This is a genomic window from Bombella intestini, assembly GCF_002003665.1.
GTDB lineage: Bacteria > Pseudomonadota > Alphaproteobacteria > Acetobacterales > Acetobacteraceae > Bombella > Bombella intestini.
On the sequence record NZ_JATM01000004.1, the window covers coordinates 125,307 to 144,539 of the forward strand.

General features: G+C 56.0%; 19 protein-coding genes. 10 read left to right on the forward strand and 9 right to left on the reverse strand.

All coding sequences use genetic code 11. The annotated features are described in order from the left end of the window. Positions 1-282: 282 nt before the first annotated feature. From AL01_RS07055 to AL01_RS07065, 3 genes are all read left to right on the forward strand, one after another. Positions 283-2,874, forward strand: a complete 2,592-nt coding sequence (locus AL01_RS07055; RefSeq protein ID WP_077396765.1) for an MMPL family transporter — start codon at positions 283-285, stop codon at positions 2,872-2,874. A 414-nt stretch (positions 2,875-3,288) separates the two neighbouring features. Continuing rightward, positions 3,289-5,019, forward strand: a complete 1,731-nt coding sequence (locus AL01_RS07060) for an alginate export family protein (RefSeq protein ID WP_077396766.1) — start codon at positions 3,289-3,291, stop codon at positions 5,017-5,019. 162 nt (positions 5,020-5,181) lie between these two features. Beyond that, entirely contained in the window at positions 5,182-5,676 is a 495-nt protein-coding gene (locus AL01_RS07065) for a flavin reductase (RefSeq protein WP_077396767.1), read from the forward strand. 6 nt (positions 5,677-5,682) lie between these two features. Here the strand turns inward: AL01_RS07065 and AL01_RS07070 are convergent, their stop codons facing one another. From AL01_RS07070 to AL01_RS07085, 4 genes are all read right to left on the reverse strand, one after another. After that, positions 5,683-6,972, reverse strand: a complete 1,290-nt coding sequence (locus tag AL01_RS07070) for an Nramp family divalent metal transporter (protein ID WP_241502771.1) — start codon at positions 6,970-6,972, stop codon at positions 5,683-5,685. A 54-nt stretch (positions 6,973-7,026) separates the two neighbouring features. Beyond that, complete coding sequence (locus AL01_RS07075) at positions 7,027-7,275, reverse strand: DUF3297 family protein (RefSeq protein WP_077396769.1); 249 nt, start codon at positions 7,273-7,275, stop codon at positions 7,027-7,029. A 167-nt stretch (positions 7,276-7,442) separates the two neighbouring features. Next, positions 7,443-7,913 carry a RidA family protein gene (locus AL01_RS07080; protein ID WP_143280730.1) on the reverse strand — a complete coding sequence of 157 codons (471 nt, stop codon included), beginning with the start codon at positions 7,911-7,913 and terminating at the stop codon, positions 7,443-7,445. A gap of 97 nt (positions 7,914-8,010) precedes the next feature. Beyond that, the gene (locus AL01_RS07085) at positions 8,011-9,309 is read right to left on the reverse strand and encodes an O-acetylhomoserine aminocarboxypropyltransferase/cysteine synthase family protein (protein WP_077396771.1); all 1,299 of its coding nucleotides are present in this window, start codon (positions 9,307-9,309) and stop codon (positions 8,011-8,013) included. Between the two features lie 229 nt (positions 9,310-9,538). On the opposite strand from AL01_RS07085, the gene AL01_RS07090 reads away from it, so the two are divergent. Next, on the forward strand, positions 9,539-10,315 hold the full coding sequence (locus AL01_RS07090) for an alpha/beta fold hydrolase (protein ID WP_077396772.1): 777 nt from the start codon (positions 9,539-9,541) through the stop codon (positions 10,313-10,315). A 77-nt stretch (positions 10,316-10,392) separates the two neighbouring features. On the opposite strand, the gene hisD is transcribed toward AL01_RS07090, so the two are convergent. The 3 genes from hisD to gmk are packed head-to-tail and all read right to left on the reverse strand — an operon-like array spanning position 10,393 to position 13,049. Then, positions 10,393-11,685 (reverse strand): histidinol dehydrogenase, encoded by a 1,293-nt coding sequence (gene hisD / locus AL01_RS07095; protein WP_077396773.1) that lies wholly within the window; start codon positions 11,683-11,685, stop codon positions 10,393-10,395. Then, positions 11,685-12,377 carry an ATP phosphoribosyltransferase gene (gene hisG / locus AL01_RS07100; RefSeq protein ID WP_077396774.1) on the reverse strand — a complete coding sequence of 231 codons (693 nt, stop codon included), beginning with the start codon at positions 12,375-12,377 and terminating at the stop codon, positions 11,685-11,687. The genes hisD and hisG overlap by 1 nt, the downstream gene beginning before the upstream one ends. A gap of 48 nt (positions 12,378-12,425) precedes the next feature. Next, a complete protein-coding gene (gmk, locus tag AL01_RS07105; protein ID WP_077396975.1) occupies positions 12,426-13,049 on the reverse strand; it encodes a guanylate kinase in 624 nt (207 codons plus the stop codon). 274 nt (positions 13,050-13,323) lie between these two features. Here gmk and pqqA point away from each other — a divergent pair, with 274 nt between their 5' ends. The 6 genes from pqqA to AL01_RS07135 all read left to right on the forward strand — a co-directional run bounded on the left by pqqA (position 13,324) and on the right by AL01_RS07135 (position 17,625). Then, positions 13,324-13,404: a pyrroloquinoline quinone precursor peptide PqqA gene (gene pqqA / locus AL01_RS07110; protein WP_043559425.1), complete on the forward strand. Its 81-nt coding sequence runs from the start codon at positions 13,324-13,326 to the stop codon at positions 13,402-13,404. A 155-nt stretch (positions 13,405-13,559) separates the two neighbouring features. After that, positions 13,560-14,477, forward strand: coding sequence for a pyrroloquinoline quinone biosynthesis protein PqqB (pqqB, locus tag AL01_RS07115; RefSeq protein WP_077396775.1), 918 nt, complete (start codon positions 13,560-13,562; stop codon positions 14,475-14,477). After that, positions 14,474-15,205 carry a pyrroloquinoline-quinone synthase PqqC gene (pqqC, locus tag AL01_RS07120; protein ID WP_077396776.1) on the forward strand — a complete coding sequence of 244 codons (732 nt, stop codon included), beginning with the start codon at positions 14,474-14,476 and terminating at the stop codon, positions 15,203-15,205. Before pqqB ends, pqqC begins: the two co-directional genes overlap by 4 nt. Before the next feature lie 26 nt (positions 15,206-15,231). Further along, positions 15,232-15,528, forward strand: coding sequence for a pyrroloquinoline quinone biosynthesis peptide chaperone PqqD (gene pqqD / locus AL01_RS07125; protein WP_241502758.1), 297 nt, complete (start codon positions 15,232-15,234; stop codon positions 15,526-15,528). Continuing rightward, entirely contained in the window at positions 15,525-16,655 is a 1,131-nt protein-coding gene (gene pqqE / locus AL01_RS07130; RefSeq protein WP_077396777.1) for a pyrroloquinoline quinone biosynthesis protein PqqE, read from the forward strand. The genes pqqD and pqqE overlap by 4 nt, the downstream gene beginning before the upstream one ends. 172 nt (positions 16,656-16,827) lie before the next feature. Further along, complete coding sequence (locus AL01_RS07135) at positions 16,828-17,625, forward strand: polyprenol monophosphomannose synthase (protein ID WP_077396977.1); 798 nt, start codon at positions 16,828-16,830, stop codon at positions 17,623-17,625. 86 nt (positions 17,626-17,711) lie between these two features. On the opposite strand, the gene rfbD is transcribed toward AL01_RS07135, so the two are convergent. Then, positions 17,712-18,605 carry a dTDP-4-dehydrorhamnose reductase gene (rfbD, locus tag AL01_RS07140; RefSeq protein ID WP_077396778.1) on the reverse strand — a complete coding sequence of 298 codons (894 nt, stop codon included), beginning with the start codon at positions 18,603-18,605 and terminating at the stop codon, positions 17,712-17,714. A gap of 42 nt (positions 18,606-18,647) precedes the next feature. Then, a complete protein-coding gene (gene rfbC, locus AL01_RS07145) occupies positions 18,648-19,208 on the reverse strand; it encodes a dTDP-4-dehydrorhamnose 3,5-epimerase (RefSeq protein WP_077396779.1) in 561 nt (186 codons plus the stop codon). Positions 19,209-19,233: the final 25 nt, after the last annotated feature.

Sequence of the window (19,233 nt, forward strand, 5' to 3'; positions counted from 1 at the left end):
CCTGTTGCTAACGAGTATAGGACAGGCAACGCCCTATTTTCCTTCACAGATCATCGCAAGGGATAGAAAAAAGCCATCCATCGGGCTAGTAATCCCTGTGCCTATGGTAGTCGCTGGGACGAGATCCCCGGTCTTAACTGCCAGAAAGCACCATCATCACACTCCCGACAGGGCCCTACTAAGAGCCATGCGGGAATGTTCCGGTCCGGCTGAGGGGCCGCCTGGCCCTGGCCTTTTATTCCATGCAGAGCCTGCAAGGACACAAAGGGGACAGATTTCTACATGCTTTCTACTCTGACAAGCCGCCTCAACGCTTTTTGCGGACGCCATGTCGCCCTTGTCCTATCTCTCTTCATATTGCTCTGTGCAGGGTCTGCGTGGCTGAGCCTGAACCAGCTGGGCATCACTACAGAGACAGACAAACTCTTTGCCGATACGCTACCGTGGAAGCAAAAGAACCGTCAGATAGAAAATCTCTTCCCCGGCGAAAAAAACACGCTTGTCGCTATCATCAGTGCATCTACGCCGGAAGAAGGGCGTGAGACTGCCAATGCTCTTACGGCTATCCTTGCAAAAGATACACTCCATTTTGACCGGGTAGACCAGCCCGATGCCAATCCCTTCTATAGCCGGAACGCCTTCCTCTTTGTCGATACAAAGCAGCTTGAACCCCTGCTAGACTCTACCATCTCTGCCCAGCCCTTTCTTGGGATGCTCGCAGCGGACCCTTCCGCCCGTGGGCTATTTGGCACGTTCACCCTCATGGCCACGGCCATACGCAGTAACCAGCCCATCCCTGCCAGTTTCAACACCGCTCTTGATGGCCTAACCAGTACTCTGAATGATGGCCTCGCCGGCCATGCCACGCCTCTTTCTTGGGAGAAGCTACTGGCAGGCGGAATGAGCGAAATGGGCGGGCATTACCAGTTTGTCGTCACCCACCCCAAGCCGGACTTCACCTCCTTTGAACCTTCCGAAGCCGCTACAGAGGCTATGCGTACGGCGTTGGATAGCCTGCCCACCATAAAAGCTGGCCGAGCCCATGCACTCATCACCGGTGAAGCTAAGCTCAGTGATGAAGAATTCTCCACGGTCGCACAGGGCATGATCGTCGGACTTGTCATCTCCTTCGCCCTTGTCACGCTTTGGCTGCTGCTGGCTGTCCGCTCACTGCGTGTCGTCCTTCCTATTCTACTCACCCTCATCATAGGGCTGCTGCTGACAACTGGATTTGCCACTCTGGCCGTTGGCACACTCAACATGATCTCCGTGGCCTTTGCCATTCTCTTTGTCGGCATCGCTGTGGACTTTGCCATTCAATTTGGTGTGCGCTTCCGCTGCCAGAAAGATGAAACAGGCGCACCGCTCTCCCCCCTCGCCGCACTGGACCGCACAGGCACAGAGAGCGGCAGTCAGATCTTCGTTGCCTCCTTGGCTACAGCAGCGGGTTTCCTCGCCTTTACCCCCACCAACTTCGTGGGCGTAGCGCAACTCGGGCTGATCGCTGGTGGGGGAATGATAATTGCCTTCTTCTGCACGCTAACCCTCCTACCCGCCCTGTTGCGGCTCTTCCGAGCTACACCGGGCGATAGCCTACGGGGCTTCACCTTCCTCAAACCGGTGGACCATGCTCTGCGCCGTTTCCGCCTGCCTGTGTTAGCCATTTTTGCCGTACTAGGTATCATCGGTATCTGCCTGACACCGTCCCTCACATTTGATGCTGATCCCCTCCATACTAAGAACCCCAATACGGAGGGAATGAAAGCCCTTACCCTGCTTGAGGAAAACCCCCTCACGACACCCTATAATGCACAGGTGCTCGTCCCCGATGCGGCAACAGCGGAGCGAACGGCAAAAGCTCTTAGCAAACTGGACAGCGTGCATGATGTTCTCTGGCTCGGGGCATTAGTCCCAGATGATCAGCAGACAAAACTACAGCTGATCCATGAAGCTGCCGATATTCTACTGCCGACACTCTCGGTTCCCCACCCGGCCCCAACTCCTTCGGCGGCAGACCTACGCGCGGCGGCTCTCAAAGCAGCACATGACTTTGATGGGCTGGATGCTAAGCTCTCCCCGTCACTCAAAGCCCTGCATGACGCCCTAACGCGCCTTTCTACAGCGCCAGATGCAACCTTGCTGGCCACAAACGAAGCCCTGACCCGCTTCCTGCCTACAGAGCTAACCCAGCTAAAGACACTCTTGCTATCCCCAACCCCCATCACACTGGAGACAATCCCAGCAGATATCCAAAGCGATTATATCGCCTCCACGGGGGCTTACCGTCTGGTCATCCACCCCAACGGCCGGATGTCTGAAACAAAAACACTGCATCATTTCGTGCAGGAGCTGGAAAGCGTAACGCCGGACATCTGCGGCCCAGCACTGGAAATCATCGCCAGTGCGCAGACCATCACACACGCCTTCATTACAGCGGCCCTGTGTGCCATCGTGGCCATTGCGCTGATTCTTCTCGTTACACTGCGCCGCTTTCTGGATACGCTGCTTGTCCTGCTGCCGCTGCTACTCTCCTCACTTCTGACAGTCATTCTGGTCATCACCGTGCCGGAGCAGCTCAATTACGCCAATATCATTGCCTTGCCGCTGCTGCTGGGTGTTGGTGTGTCCTTCAACATCTATTTTGTCATGAACTGGCGGGTAGGCCTTAAGGAGCAGCTTTCATCCCCTACCGCTAGGGCCGTTCTCTTCTCTGCCCTGACAACAGGCTCTGCCTTTGGTTCATTGGCTGCCTCCGCCCATCCGGGAACAGCCAGTATGGGGCGGCTGCTGCTGCTTTCTCTCGGCTGTACGCTGGTCTGTACCCTGCTCTTCATCCCGGCTCTGCTCCCCCATAAAACGGATAAGAAGCACTGATCGCCCCGAAGCAGACAGGTCGTAAGACCGATTCGGCCCTGCCCCCTTCTCTACGGATCGGGGGTAGGGCACTCACCATCCCGTGATGAAAGTCAAGGTTACCCTATACTAAAATCACAGAGAAAGGAAAAACCGATTAAATGATTTTGTAGTAAAATACACCCCTACCCCCTTTTTTTATCTTCCTTGTTTTACATTTTATGTTTCATAACATACTGTTTTTTAAATATAATTTTCAGCCAAAAGACCTTTCACATTCCAGCCATTTTCTCCCTCTGACAGGTTTTTTATATCATTGTAAAAGGTTTATTCTGTGAGAGTCTTTTGCACATTCTTGCCTTAAATCAATGTTGAGACAGCTTTTTTCCCGTCTTCTCGGCTCACCACTTCACAAACGAGCTGTGAAAGAAGACCATGAAGTACTCCTTTTTCTCCCGGACCATTCTGTGTTCCACCCTCCTTGCAACGGGCTTTGGCATTTCCGCCGCCCATGCAGACACAGCATCCGGAACGGTCTCCACGCTCAATACGACCCAACAACGCAGTATTCTGGACCGCATCATGCATACAGCCCCCGGCGGCTGCCCCAAGGATGATGGTAAACAGGCTGCCCCCAATCCTTACGGTGTTTGGGCACGAGGTGACGGCAGCGAAACAGGTTTTGGCCCCATCTCCCAGTATGGGACACCCGCTGGTATGGACAGCATTAGCGAGCCCAAAAAAGGCGTCTGTGATAGTGGCGACCCTTTTGACTCCTACAAACATATGAAGCTGAATGACAGCGGCTCCATCTGGCTCAGCCTCGCCGGGGAAACTCGCCTCAACAACTGGTATGATAGACGGCCTGTCTTCGGTGCCGCCATCGACCCCACATCCTCCATGAAGGCACGCCCCTTTAATTCAGGCCGTTTTGCTGTCCGTAACCTCTGGAGTGCAGACCTGCACCTCGGGAAACATGTGCGCTTCTTCGGCCAGCTCATCAATGCCGATGCGGGCGGCTGGCGTGGATACAGCTACGATGGTACGTTCCGCAAGAATTTGGACCTGCAACAAGCATTTGTGGAATTTAGCGGCAATGCTGTAGGTGGGCATGGCGGTTTCATCTTCGGTCGCCAGCAGTTCCTTGATGCGCCCGATTACATGCTCGGAAACCGCGATGTACTGAACGTCCCACTCAGCTGGGATGGTTTCCGCATCTACGAACACTGGAACCGTGTCCGTTTTGATGGCTTCTATTTCATCAACACGAAGAACAACCATCCAAACAGCTTCCGTGGTGGTAACTCCCTCTTCCACGACACGCTGGATTACAAGACGAAGCTCTACGGGGCCAATGTTACTATCGCCCCGCCGGATTTCAACTTCCTTGGCGAGAAAGGCTATTCCTTCATCAACCTGTTCTATTACGGGTATGAAATCAACGGCGGGCCTGCACAGCAGACCGTGATGTATAATGCCTCTGCCCTCGGCCATACCAAGCGTAACAATTTCGGCCTGCGGTGGCATGGTGAAGCAGGGCCGATCAGCTTCTCCCTTGGTGGGGCCTACCAACAGGGTACGTTCTATCAGTCCTATAACCAGGCCAACCACTACAACAAAATGAACCGCAACGTGAATGCATGGTCCATGAATGGCACAGTGGATTACCACTTCCGTCATGTCATGTGGCACCCGACCATCGGTGTGCAGGGTGATGCCTATTCCGGCGGTGGTGCCCGTGGAACGACTGGTAGTGTGAACACCTATATCGAGCCCTTCGGTGTGAACACCAACTATCTGGACCCGACCAACTACCTGACCGGGCAGAACCTGATCGACTTTGCCCCCAAGGCAAGCTTTACCCCTACCAATTATCTGACCTTCCAGCTGAAGCTGCCTATCTACTGGCGTTACAACACGGGGGATGACACCTACTCCATCTATGGCCGTAACATCTTCCAGCGTCAGTTCAGCACCGGCATGTTCAACGCCTACAACCATAGCTCCTTTGTTGGCATTGCCCCGCAGATGTCCGCCAGCCTACGCCTCGGCCCGCATCTGACATGGGACCACCATGTCGTTCGCTTCCTCACCTCCCATGCCATGCATCAGGTTGGTGCTCATGATGCCACCTACTACCAGTCTTCTCTAACACTGACCTACTAATACACCCGGATAACACCCGGTTTCTGGACCGCCCCTGCCTCTCCGCAGGGGCGGTCTGCCATCTGGTCAGACCTTCCAGAATGGCATTTGCATCCATGCCGCAATAAGTCCATTATTCGTCCTTCATTGGTCCTGTTTCATCACTGCCAGAAGGTCTCCACCATGCAGGCTGTCTTCCGCAACGCCATGAGCCGCCTTGGCTCCCCTGTCGTTCTTGTTACGACCGATGGCCCGGCTGGCCCGCATGGCCTGACCGTCTCTGCCATCACCAGTGTGACGGACACCCCGCCGACCGTTCTGGTCTGCCTGAACCGCAGCAACCAATCTCATCAGGCATTTTTAAAAAATGGCCAGCTGGGAATCAGCATTCTGGGGAAGGGCCATGACACGCTCGCTTTTGCCTTCGCTAACAGTCAAATGACATCCGCAGACCGCTTCTCCCATGGCACATGGAAGAACGGCCCTCTCGGCTCCCCACTGCTGGAAGACGCCCTTGCCACGCTCGATTGTACGATAGACGACACACACAGCATCGGCACACATGATGTTCTAATCTGCCGTGTTCACACCATTACGGTGAAAGACGGGGCTGGCCACGGGCTGACATGGTTCGACCGCAGCTTCCATTATCTACCACCGAAATGCACCCCCTGCTGACATCTGTCAGAAGAGGGCATCACCTAGCAATTTGATATTCAGGGCCACGATTACCAGCACGACCAACCAGGACAGCACAACCAATACGGGAGAAAGACGAAACCGCCCCATATACTTCCGCCTGGAAACAAACCAGACCAACGGTATCATAGCAAAGGGAAGCTGCATGGACAGCACGACCTGACTAAACACCAGCAGGTCCCCTACCTTGCCCTGCCCAAAAATAGCAATGACAACAATAACAGGCAGCACCGCCAGCCCTCGGGTCAGCAAACGCCGCACCCAATAGGGCATATGAAGGTGCAAAAATCCTTCCATGACGATCTGTCCTGCCAGCGTTCCCGTCACGGTAGAATTGGTACCCGCCGCCAACAGTGCGACAGCGAATAATGTGGAAGCCAGCCCGAACCCCAGCACGGGAGAAAGCAACTTCCACGCATCGCTGATCTCCGCCACATCCTGATGCCCCGTGCCATGAAAAGCAGCGGCAGCCACGATCAGGATGGCCGCATTGATGAACAAAGCGAGCGTCAGGGCCAAGGTGCTATCCCATGTCGCCCAGCGCAACGCATCCTTCCGTCCTTCATCCGTGCGAGGATAGGTGCGGCTTTTGACCAAAGACGAATGAAGATAGAGGTTATGGGGCATGACAGTTGCCCCGATAATGCCAATAGCCACATAGAGCATGGCCGGATTGGTAAAGACCACTGATGAAGGCAGAAAGCCTTTCAACACCGCCCCAACAGGCGGAGCCGCTGCCACGAGCTGCACGCCGAAGCAGACAGCAATAATCCCCAGCAGGGTAATGACGAAGGCCTCCAAGGCCCGCATCCCCCGCCGCATGAGTAGCAGGACAATGAATACATCCAGCACGGAAATCAACGTTCCGGCCATGATGGAGATGCCAAAAAGCAAATTAAGAGCTACCGCCGTCCCAATGACCTCGGCCAAATCACAGGCGATGATGGCGAGCTCGCAAGTCAGCCAGAGAGGCAGACTCAACCCCCGTGGCAACCAATCCCGGCATGCCTGCGCAAGGTCTTTCCCCGTGATGATCCCCAGCCGAGCAGCAAGCGCCTGAAGCAGAACGGCCATAATGTTGGCCAGCAGAATGACCGAAAGCAGCCGATAACCGAACTGGGCCCCACCTTGAAGGTCAGTCGCCCAGTTGCCGGGGTCCATATAGCCTACGGCCACCATGTACCCCGGCCCCACAAACGCCAGAAAACGCCGAAACCAGAAGCTTGCCCGCTCCGGTACTGTAACAGCACCGTGACCGGCATCCCCTAAGGGCATGATGTCTGCCTCTTTCACGGTTTCATCCTTTTCTGCGTGTCCTAACGCCATCTATCAGGCGTCAGCTTTATCCTTGAACCACACCTCGACCGGGCCTTTCAGCTTCAGCGTCATAGGGCGACCACGGCGGTCCAGCGTCCGGCCAACAGAAACACGGATCCAGCCTTCACTGATGCAGTATTCCTCAACATTGGTCTTCTCTTCCCCCTTGAAGCGCACACCAATGCCGCGGCTCAGTATCTCTTCATTAAAATACGGGCTATCCGGGTAGACCGAGAGACGATCAGGAATTGTATCACTCATCCGTTAATCCATCCTTTTACAGAATATGGCTACACCGCCTCTGAACGGTTCTGGCGGTGTTCTTTCTCCATAACAGGCAACCCGCCAAAAAGAACCCCCCAATATGATACGGGCCGCTCACCCCCATAGGGACGAACGGCCCGTTCTCAGTCTCTGCAACCTGTCGATCAGGCGACTTCAAACATCGCTTCAACCTCGACCGGGGCATTCAGCGGCAGGCTGGGAACACCAACAGTTGAACGGGCATGCTGCCCAACCTCACCGGCAAAAACAGCCGCTGCCAAATCGGACGCACCATTCATCACGGCAGCATGGTCGGTAAAGTCTGGCGTGCAAGCCATAAAGCCCCCAAGACGCACAACACGACGCACACGGGAAAGGTCACCACCCAAGGCCGTATTAAGCTGCGCCAGAATATTGATGAAACAAGCCCGGGCACAGGCTGTCCCTGCCTGATTGGAAACTTCCGCTCCCAATTTGCCGGTAATCAGAAGCTTACCATCCACCAGCGGCAACTGGCCGGACACGACCAACAGGTTCCCTGTCCGCACGACAGGCAGATAGTTCGCCACAGGGGCCGCGGCGACAGGCAGTTCAATATTCAGTTCAGCAAGGCGGCTTTCTGGTGTGGACATGATGATCTTCCTTTCCTGTTCATCACTTCATCGAATAGGCTAAACGCCACACTGCGCCGTAAAGAAAGTCTTGCCAAGAGGGCCCGACCGAAAACGCTCATCACCCAACAGCACGATCCAACGCTTGTGCCAAATCGGCCAGAATATCCTCGGGATGTTCCAGCCCGATGGACAAACGGACATAACCCGGCGATACACCTGCCGCCTTCTGCTCGGCCTCGCTCAGCTGAGCATGTGTAGTGGAGGCTGGGTGAATGGCCAAACTACGCGCATCCCCAATATTGGCCACATGATAGAACAGCTCCAACGCATCAATGAAACGCTGTCCGGCATCCCGGCCACCGGGCAGCTCGAAGCCAACAAGCCCTCCGAAACCGCCCTTTAAAACAACCTCTGCTCGCTGGCGAGTTTCTCCCTCCTGCAAGGCTGGGTAGATCACACGGGCCACATCGCTACGGCTCTTCAAAAACTGAGCCACCTTCAAAGCATTCTCACAATGGCGAGGCATACGCAGGGGGAGTGTCTCCACACCTTGAATGAGCTGAAAGGCATTAAAAGGTGACAGAGCCGCCCCGCCGTCTCGCAACAGCACAGCTCTGGCCCGCAGCGCATAAGCCACCGGCCCCAACGGGCGGGCGGCCTCTGTCCAAACAGCACCATGATAACTCGGGTCTGGCTGTGTCAGCAGCGGGTGTCGGGAGGGTGTTTGCGCCCAGTCGAACTGGCCGCCGTCAATAATCAACCCGCCGATTGATGTCCCATGCCCGCCAATATATTTTGTAGCAGAATAGACCGTAATGGCTGCCCCCTGCTCCAGAGGCCGAGCTAAAAGCGGAGCAGCAGTATTATCAACAATCAGTGGAATCCCCAGCGTGCGCCCTGCCTTGGCAATGGCCGCCATGGGCGGCACGATCAGCTTGGGGTTAGGCAACGTTTCCAAGTACCAAGCCCGTGTCCGCTCATCACTAGCCGCCTCGAAAGCAGATGGGTCGGCGGGGTCCACAAAACGTACCTCTATGCCCATATTCTTTAATGTATGGGCGAACAGATTCCATGTTCCACCGTACAGGTCTGTCCCGCTAACAATATTGTCCCCTGCCTCCGCTAGGGTCTGCACAGCCACAGTTGCAGCTGCCTGACCAGATGCCACAGCAACGGAGGCCGCTCCACCTTCCAGAGCTGCCATACGCTGCTCGAACACATCCACAGTCGGATTTGTCAGGCGAGAATAGATCATCCCCACATCCTTCAGCGCAAAACGGTCCGCCGCCTGTTGGCTGCTCTCGAACTGATAGGATGTTGTCTGATGAATGGGCGGCACGACCGACCCCGTCACCGGGTCTGCCCGCCAACCTGCATGAAGGGCCAGTGTTTCAGGGTGCTGCGTTTTCCGTACCATTGGGAGCCTCGTATGGTTTGTCATGACATCCACTACACCGTGACCCCAAAAAGGTTCATTCGTCCAGAGCCTATCCAACGCCATTACCCAAGTGGGCTGATGTCTAAAAACCCACCAGAGATGAAGTATGTGTAATCGCTCTAATAGGGAATATAGGATTGATTTTATCCAGAATAACTCTATAAGCGGCGCTTCTTCCTGTTTTTCAGTCCGTTAGAGAGTTACAGTCATGCAGCTCGCTTCCATTGTCCGCAACGAAACAGGTGTGGACAACGCACCAACAGTTGTCATGCTTCATGGCGTCTTCGGGCGTGCTCGCAATCTTGGCATCCTCCAGAGGGCCTTAAGCCCCTATTTCAACACGGTTGCGTTCGACCTGCGCTGCCATGGTGATAGCCCCCATGCGCCTATCTCCTATCCGGAAATGGCCAAGGATGTCCTAGAAAGCATGGATGCTCTAGGGATTCAGGATGCCTATATTGTAGGGCACTCCATGGGTGGGAAAACGGCTATGGCCACCGTCCTGACAGCCCCGGATCGTTTCCGGAAGCTGTTGGTGGCTGATATCGCCCCGGACATCATGATCCACGGGCAGCACGACCTGGCCCAGCAGCTCTATCACACGCCACTCCCTACGCTGAACAGCCATGCTGAGATCCGCAAATTCCTGCATGATCTGACGGAAGACCCTTCCGTTGGGGAACTGATTGCCCAGCACATCACCCCCGGTGACCCGGCCAAATGGAATATCGGCGTTACGGATATTGTGGCCAGCTTCCCTGTCATTCAGGCATGGCCCGATGCTTTTGATGGCAAAACGTGGGACGGCCCTGCCCTGTTCATCCGAGGTGGGAATTCACCCTACATCAAGCCGCAGCATCATGATGTCATCCGTGGGTACTTCCCCAAGGCAGACATCAAGACCATTCCCAATACCGGCCACTGGCTCCATGTTGAAGACCCCACAAACTTCAACGCAATGATGCTAGAGTTCCTGCGGAATTGATCACTCCACCGGGAGTTTTCTTCTGAACGAGAAAGGGCCGCTTCACCGTAATGGAGGCGGCCCTTCTTTTTGGCAGATCAGCCCTTTTTCAACCGTTCTGACAAGCTCATGGCGTGGGCATCCAGCCCCTCTTCCCGGGCGAGGATCACACCGGCAGGACCGACTTTTTCCAAACCTTCCCTATCCGTCTCGATAGAGGTGGTCCGTTTCAAGAAGTCATAAACTGACAAGCCGGAGGCAAAACGGGCCGTACGGCTGGTCGGCAGAACGTGATTGGGGCCACCCACATAATCACCGACAGCCTCCGGGCAGAACCGCCCCATAAAGATCGCCCCGGCATGACGGACCTTCAGGCTAAACGCCCTTGGGTCATCCAGCAGAACCTCAAGATGCTCCGGGGCAAACTCATTCACCACCTCGGCAGCCTCATCCTCGGAGCGGACAATCACGACCGCACCGCAATCTTCCCAGCTTTTACGGGCAATCTTTGCGCGTGGGAGCGTCTTCAGCTCTTCCTCCACAGCGGCGACAACCTTATCGGCAAAGGCTTCATCCTGCGTGATCAACACAGACTGGGCCTGCTCGTCATGCTCTGCCTGTGCCAACAGATCAATCGCCACAAGGCGGGGATCATTATTCCCATCAGCCACCACCACAACCTCGGACGGTCCAGCGATGCTGTCGATCCCCACATGGCCGAACACCTGCCGTTTGGCCTCCGCTACAAAGGCATTACCCGGCCCGACAATACGATCCACCGGGGCAATGGTCGGTGTCCCATAGGCCAGAGCCCCTACAGCCTGCGCCCCACCGATGCGATAAATCTCCGTCACACCACAAAGGCGGGCAGCCTCCATGACCAGCGGATTCAACACACCATCCGGTGTCGGCACACACATGGCCAGACGCCTGACCCCAGCCACACGAGCCGGAAGGGCGTTCATCAACACTGAAGACGGGTAAGCAGCCTTACCACCGGGCACATACAGACCAGCAGCATCCAGAGCCGTCCAGCGCATACCCAGTCTCAGACCGGCTTCATCTGTATAATCGAGATCTTTAGGCAGTTGGGCCTCATGGAACGCCCGGATGCGCTTTGCTGCCAGTGCCAGTGCCTCTTTTGTTTCCGGTGCGACATGGTCCGCCGTTTCCTTGATTTCTGCCTCGCTGATACGCAGCTGGGCCGGTGTGAGCGTCAACCGGTCGAACCGCTCCGTATAGTCGCAGAGGGCTGCATCGCCACGTTTCTGCACATCTGCCAGAATCGCCCGCACTGGTTCAGCCACAGAGCCACTCTGCTCACCCCGGCGGGCTAGAACAGCTTTCAGCTCGGCTGCAAACTGGGGTGATGTCGTGTTCAAGCGTTTCATCAGGCGGTCTCCCCCTTTTGGACAGACTGGGCTACAGCGGAGCGGAACCGCTCAATCAGGCTGCCAACCTCTTCCGGGCGGGTTTTCAAGGCAATACGATTTACAATCAAACGGCTGGTAACGTGGGCGATCGTTTCCACTTCCTCCAACCCATTGGCCCGCAGGGTAGAGCCTGTATCCACAAGGTCCACAATCACATCGGCCATATCCAATGCGGGGGCTAATTCCATCGCTCCATGCAAATGCACGATCTCGGCATTAATCGCCCGGGAGGCAAAATGCCGGCGGGCAATGGCCGGATATTTGGTAGCCACCCGCAGGCGAGACCGCCCCTCTGGCGGTTCCTCATCCCCGCTACCCTTCGGACGGGCTACCGCAATGCGACACCCGCCAATCCCTAGGTCCAGCGGCGCATAAAGGTCGGGATAATCGAACTCCAGCAAGACATCAGCCCCGCAGACACCAATATCCGCACCGCCATAAGCCACGAATGTCGCTACATCGAAAGAACGCACCCGCACGACATCCAGCCCCGGGCTGGAGGTAGGGAAACGGAGGCGGCGGCTGCTCTCATCCAGACAGTCCTGCGCCGGCTTAAACCCCGTATGATGCAGGACAGGACCTAAAGCCTTGAGGATCCGCCCCTTAGGAAGGGCCAGAATAAGCGGCGTCTTGGCCTGCATGTCAGTCATCAGTAAGCTCCTGCTTCAACGTACGGGGGTAGCTTATCAGAGCCGCCCTCAACCTGCTACTGGCCAGAGGGCAGCAACATCCCGGCGGCGGGCACGGGCCAAACGACTGCCCACCAACACGGACCTTGCTTCCTCAACGGCCTTATTCAGATCATCATTAACCAGAACATAATCAAACTCCGGCCAGTGTGAAATCTCACTCAATGCGGCTTTCATGCGGAAAGCAATTTCCTCGTCACTATCCGAGTTACGCCCCCGCAAGCGAGACTCCAACTCCTCCAAAGAGGGAGGCAGGACGAACAGCCCGACCACATCCTCCGGCATGGCCGTGCGCATCAAACGGTAGCCCTGCCAATCAATATCTAGAATCACATCACGCCCAGCGGCCAGAGCTTCCTCCAGCGGTGCACGGGGCGTCCCATAGCCACGGCCGAACACCTCTGCCCATTCCAGCAGCTCACCCTCTGCCGCCATGCGGCGGAAGGTCTCTAGATCACGAAAGTGATAATGCACGCCCTCTTCCTCGCCGGGGCGGGGGCTACGGGTCGTGACAGAAACAGAGGTGAAAATGGTCGGGTCTGCTTTGCGTAGAGCCTGCGCTATCGTGGATTTCCCCGCCCCTGATGGCGCCGAAATTACCAGACACACACCCCGCCGTGACTGCTCAACCATACTGCTTCCCCAACTGCTGCTCTGTTCTGCCGTGTCAGACGGACACGTCCCGCCTTTATTGCCCTGTTCCTGCCAGAAAAACACGTCTGTTGCCAGCAGTCTGCCACTAACACCCTAGCGTATAGGCTGGCTGCCTCCTTCCCCTGAAAGGGGCTTACGTTTCTTCTGGCATTTTCGACAGATTCTGCTTTATCCTGCCTTGGCAGGCCTACGCTTCATCGGGTGGCCTGCCATTGTGCAGACATGCACTGACCTAAAAACAAGGAGTACCATCATGGCATGGAATACACCGAAAGTAACCGAGATCCCTCTGGGCGGCGAAATCAACTCCTATGTCTGCGGCGAGAAGAAATAATCTCCGTACGGACATATGCGTAACAGGGAGGTATGGGCAGAACTGCCACGCCTCCCTGTTTCCACACCGGGCTGATCTGCGAGGCAAGCCCCTTTACGGGCACGTAACACGGACACAGCCAGCCACCACACCGCTGGAGAGAGGGTGCCTCTGTCGTGCTTGATGTCATTATTCTAGGGGCCGGTGCTGGCGGCGGTTTCCCACAATGGAACTCCGCCGCACCGGGCTGCCTTCAGGCTAGAGAAGGCAAACAAGCCAAGCCCCGCACACAAGCGTCCCTCGCTGTAAGTGGGGACGGCGTGCATTGGTTTCTGCTCAACGCTTCGCCAGACCTACGCCAACAGGTTCTTTCCACGCCAGCCCTTCAGCACAATGGCTCTGCTCGTGGAACACCGATTCAAGGTGTTATCCTTGCTGGTGCGGAGATTGATGCCATCACCGGGCTGCTGACCCTACGGGAGCGGGAACCCTTCACCCTGATGGGCAGTGCCTCCACACTGGCACAGCTGGACCGCAACCCCATCTTTGAAGCTCTGGATCGCAGCATCATCCCCCGTATCGCCCTTACCGAAGGGGTAGCGGTGCCGTTGCTCCTCAAAAATGGAACACCATCCGGACTTGTTCTGGAGGCTTTCACAGTCCCCGGTAAAGCCCCCCTCTATGCCGAGGCCGAAGGGACAAAGCCCGATGATACGCTTGGTCTATCCATCTCCGATGGGCAAAAAACCATGCTCTTCATCCCCGGTTGTGCCAAGATCACACAGGCCCTGAAGGACCGTGTCAGTCGGGCCGACCTACTCTTTTTTGACGGCACCCTCTGGCAAGATGATGAAATGATCCGCACGGGCCTCAGCCCCAAAAGTGGGCACCGTATGGGCCATGTCTCCATCAATGAGGAAGACGGCCCGCTCCAACAGTTTGCTGCCTGTACAAAGCCGAGGAAATTCTTCGTCCACATCAATAATTCCAATCCGGTCCTTCTGGAAGATAGCCCCCAGCGTCAGGCAGCCGAACAGGCAGGCTGGGTCATCGGCGAGGATGGGATGAGAATCAAAGCTGAGGTACCGTCATGAATACTCTTCTTTCCCCTGACGAGTTGGAAGCCCGCCTACGGGCCATCGGAGCGGAACGCTATCATCGCCAGCACCCGCTCCATAAAGCCATGTATGAAGGCAAACTGACCAAAGGCCAGCTACAGGCATGGGCACTAAACCGTTATTACTATCAGGCCCAGATTCCCCGCAAAGATGCTACGCTGCTCGCTCGCCTGCCCACGACCGAACTGCGCCGGGAATGGCGCCGCCGGATTGAGGACCATGACGGCACAGCAGACAGCTCTGGCGGTATTGCCCGCTGGCTGAAACTGACCAACGGGCTGGGCCTTGATGATGAGTATGTAACAAGCCTGAAGGGCCTGCTGCCTGCCACGCTCTTCGCCGTGGATGCTTATGTGGCCTTCGTGCGGGACCGCTCCATTCTGGCAGCCATTGCCTCCTCTCTGACAGAACTCTTCTCACCGACCATCATCGGGGAGCGTATGGAAGGGATGCTCCGCAACTATCCCTACATCTCTGAAGATACGCTGGCCTATTTCAAACCCCGCCTGACACAAGCCCCGCAGGACTCCACCTTTGCGCTAAATTACGTCAAAGAACACGCCCGCACGCCAGAGCAGCAACAGGAAGTCCTCGGTGCGCTGGAGTTCAAATGCGCCATTCTCTGGCAACTGCTTGATGCTCTGGACCATGCCTATGTAGAAGGCCATATTCCGCCGGGTGCTTTTGTCCCTGAAACACCCTGATCCTCCCCTCTGCCAGCAAGGTTCTCATGACCACCCATGCACCACACACGATGCTGACTGAAGATGACTGCCCCGGTTTCAGCCGGGGTTACCGCCTCCAGCATGACAAAGTGCGGGAACAATGGGTGATTCAGGCCCCAGAACGTGCCCTGCTGGCAGACCCCATTGCCGTTGCTATTCTTCAGGAGCTTGATGGCCAGACCCGCCTTGGGGTGGTCATCAACCGGCTGGCTGAACGCTACGAAGCCCCCAGAGACCAGATTGCCACCGATGTTCTCGCCCTGCTTTCCGACCTCACAAAAAAGAGGATTATTCGGTTATGAGCGAGACCTCGCATAGCAATAAGGCTGGCAGGGCAGAGCACACCATCCCCGCCCCCATGAGCCTGCTGGCCGAGCTGACCCACCGCTGCCCGCTCTCCTGTCCCTATTGTTCCAACCCTGTCGAGCTGGAACGCAAAGCGCAGGAACTCAGCACGGAAGATTGGCTGCGTGTCTTGGAGGAAGCCGCTGAACTGGGCATTCTACAAGTCCATTTCTCCGGCGGGGAGCCTATGGCCCGGCCGGACCTCTACACCCTCATCTCCCATGCGCATAAGCTGAATCTTTACACCAACCTGATCACCTCCGGTGTTCTCATCACACCCCAGACCATGAAACGTCTGGATGAAAGTGGGTTGGACCATGTGCAGCTCTCTTTTCAGGACACGGACGGACCCGAAGCAGACCGGCTGAGCGATTTTCCGCAGGTTCAGCCCCGCAAACTGGAAGCAGCCCGCCTCATCACGCAGGCCGGGATTCCCCTAACGCTGAACTTCGTTCTGCAAAAAGCCAATATATCCCGCATGCCCGCCATGTTTGCTCTGGCCCGTCAGCTAGATGCCCAACGTGTCGAAATGGCCCATACTCAATATTATGGCTGGGCATTGAAAAACCGTGCTGCTCTGCTGCCCTCCCGCACACAACTTGAAGAAGCCTCCCGCTATGTTGCCGCCGAAGAAACAAAAGGCGGGCTGGCGATTGATTACGTCACACCGGATTATTATGCCGAACGCCCTAAACCCTGTATGGGCGGCTGGGGGCAACGTTTCCTCAACATCTCACCCTCCGGTCATGTCCTACCCTGTCATGCGGCAGAAACCATCCCCTCCCTGACATTCGATAATGTCCGGGATCATTCACTGGGCCATATCTGGTACCACTCCCGGGCCTTCACCCTTTTCCGGGGAACGGACTGGATGCCAGAACCCTGCGCCTCTTGCGCCCGCAAGGAGATTGACTGGGGCGGGTGCCGCTGTCAGGCTTTGGCCCTGTTGGGTGATGCCTCCCAGACGGACCCTGTCTGCTCACTTTCTCCCCATCGTCACCTAATTGATGAAGCCATCGCTGAAGCTGAAAGAACAGATGAACAAGTGTTCATCTATCGGCGTATGAGCCAGAATACCCGCTGACGCTTCTTCTTATTTACTCCATTACGATAATATAAAGTAATTTCTACATTGAAATGATTGTTTATTCATTTATTAACAAAATGACATAATCTCTCCCATAAAGGGAACCATTACCTTGTGCTCATCTATCATCCACTTTATGTAGTGTAGCCCCCCTCACATGGAACTTATTATGACCGCCCCTGAGATCAGCATCATCATCCCATGCTATAATGAGGTTAAAAACGTCGCCCCACTCGTGAATGCTCTAGAAACTGTTCTAAGCGGCATGGCGTGGGAAGTTGTCTTCGTGGATGACAATTCTCCTGATGGCACGATGGAAGCTGTGCGCCAGCTGGCCCAGCAGAAACCCTATGTACGGGGCCTGCTACGCATTGGGCGGCGAGGGCTATCTTCTGCCGTGATAGAAGGAGCACTGAGCGTCTCGGCTCCTTTAATTGCTGTCATGGATGGAGACCTCCAACATGATGAAAGCTGCCTCCATGCAATGATTGCCGCCCTGCGGGATGATCAAGCCGATATCGCCGTGGCAAGCCGCCATGTCGCCGGAGGCAGCAATGAAGGACTATCCAACGGTTGGCGCCGTTTCCTGTCCAACAGTGGCATCTGGGCGGCACGCCAGCTGCTTAACGTCCCGCTGACAGACCCCATGAGCGGCTTTTTCGCTATCAAGCGTTCCGTCTTCACCGATCGTGCCGCCCTGCTAGACGGGAAAGGCTTTAAGATTCTGCTGGATATCATGATCGCTCGATCCAAGCCTTTGCGGGTCAAGGAAGTTCCTATGGCCTTCCGGGACAGAGCCCACGGTGAAAGCAAGCTGGATTCAGGCGTCATGATCTCCTTTGCCCAAATGCTGGCAAAGCACAGTTTCCGCCGCCGCCCCGTGCCAACCTACAGTGCGGCAACGCTCATCGGGAGCGGGTTGCTCTGGTCCGTATGGCGTCTTTTATCCCGCAAACGGTCGGGCTGATAACTCCGTCATCACACATTCGTCACAAAAAAGGCCGCTCCATTCTAGGAGCGGCCTTTTCCATATCACGAACAAAGAAACTAAAATCAGCCTTCTGGCTTCATCAGAATCCTAACTGTCCGGGACGCACTCTCACGCCAGTCAGGCATTTTCTGCCCGAACACGCGCTCCAGCTTGCTATTATCCAGACGAGAATCCGCCGGGCGAGCGGCCGGTGTTGGCCAATCCGCCGTTGCAATAGCCTCTATCTCTGGCATGGACTGACCATGACGAGCGGCTTCCTCCAAGACATGGTATGCAAGCCCGTGCCATGTCGTCTCGCCGCTACCCGTGGCATGGTAGATCCCCGCATAAGAATCCTGCCACCCAGTCTGCTTGATGTGCTCAATAATACCCAGAATCACCGTTGCCAGATCATCAGATGAAGTTGGGTTACCCTGCTGGTCCCCCACCACACGCAAGCGAGGATTCTTAGCCCCTACATTCAGCATGGTTTTCACAAAGTTCTTACCATGAGGCGAATAGACCCATGCTGTCCGCAAGATGATGCTCTGCGGCTGCGCCTTCAATACCGCAGCTTCACCCTCGGCCTTGGTCCGCCCGTAGACCGTAACGGGATTGACCGGGTCACTCTCCAAATAAGGGGCACCCTTTTTGCCATCAAAAACATAGTCCGTAGAGACATGCAGGAACGGAATCCCTCGGCGGGCAGCTTCTTCTGCCAGACGGGCGGGGCCTGTGTGATTACCCTGCCGTGCCCCTTCCTGCTCTGTCTCTGCTAGATCAACGGCTGTCCATGCGGCAGCATTGACGATGAACTCCGGCTGATGGGCATCAATAACCGCAGCCAGTGTTTCCGGTGCCTGAAAATCCGCCTCTGGCCGACCGACAGCCACAACACGATCCCCTCCCTGCTCTTTCAGGGATGTTGCAAGCTGGCCTGTTCGGCCAATCACAAGAATGGAAGGCTTCGTCACAATGAAGGCCCTTTCATACCAGAAAACACATATCCCGGATGGGGATTACTTATACTCAAACCAGCCCTTAGCGGCATCAAAGGATGGCGCTTCCAGGTCCTTTTCCGAGAGGACAGCCTCACCCGGGGCAACTGGCCAGTCAATTCCGATCTGGCTGCAATCCCAGCGTACGGAACGCTCGGAGGCTTTGTCATAAAAACCAGTGCATTTGTACTGCACCTCGGTATTTTCCTCTAGCGTGACGAAGCCATGCAGAAAGCCAACCGGCAACCAGAGCTGAGACCAGTTTTCTGCCGAAAGCTCGACACCAACCCACTGCCCGTAGGTCGGTGAGCCTGTCCGTGCATCCACCGCTACATCCCAGATGGCTCCCCGTGTCACCCGCACCAGCTTACCCTGCCCGTGGGGAGCAAGCTGACAGTGCAGACCACGCACAACCCCCTTCTGACGGGACAGGCTCTGGTTATCTTGCACGAAGGTCTCCGGGATTCCGGCTTCAGCCATACTCTTCTGATTGTACGTCTCGGAGAAAAAACCGCGATTATCCCCAAAACGGGCTGGTGTTACCTTCACGATACCGGGCAGGGACAGTGCCTCAACCTTCATCTCGTCATCTCCTCGTCTCTACTCG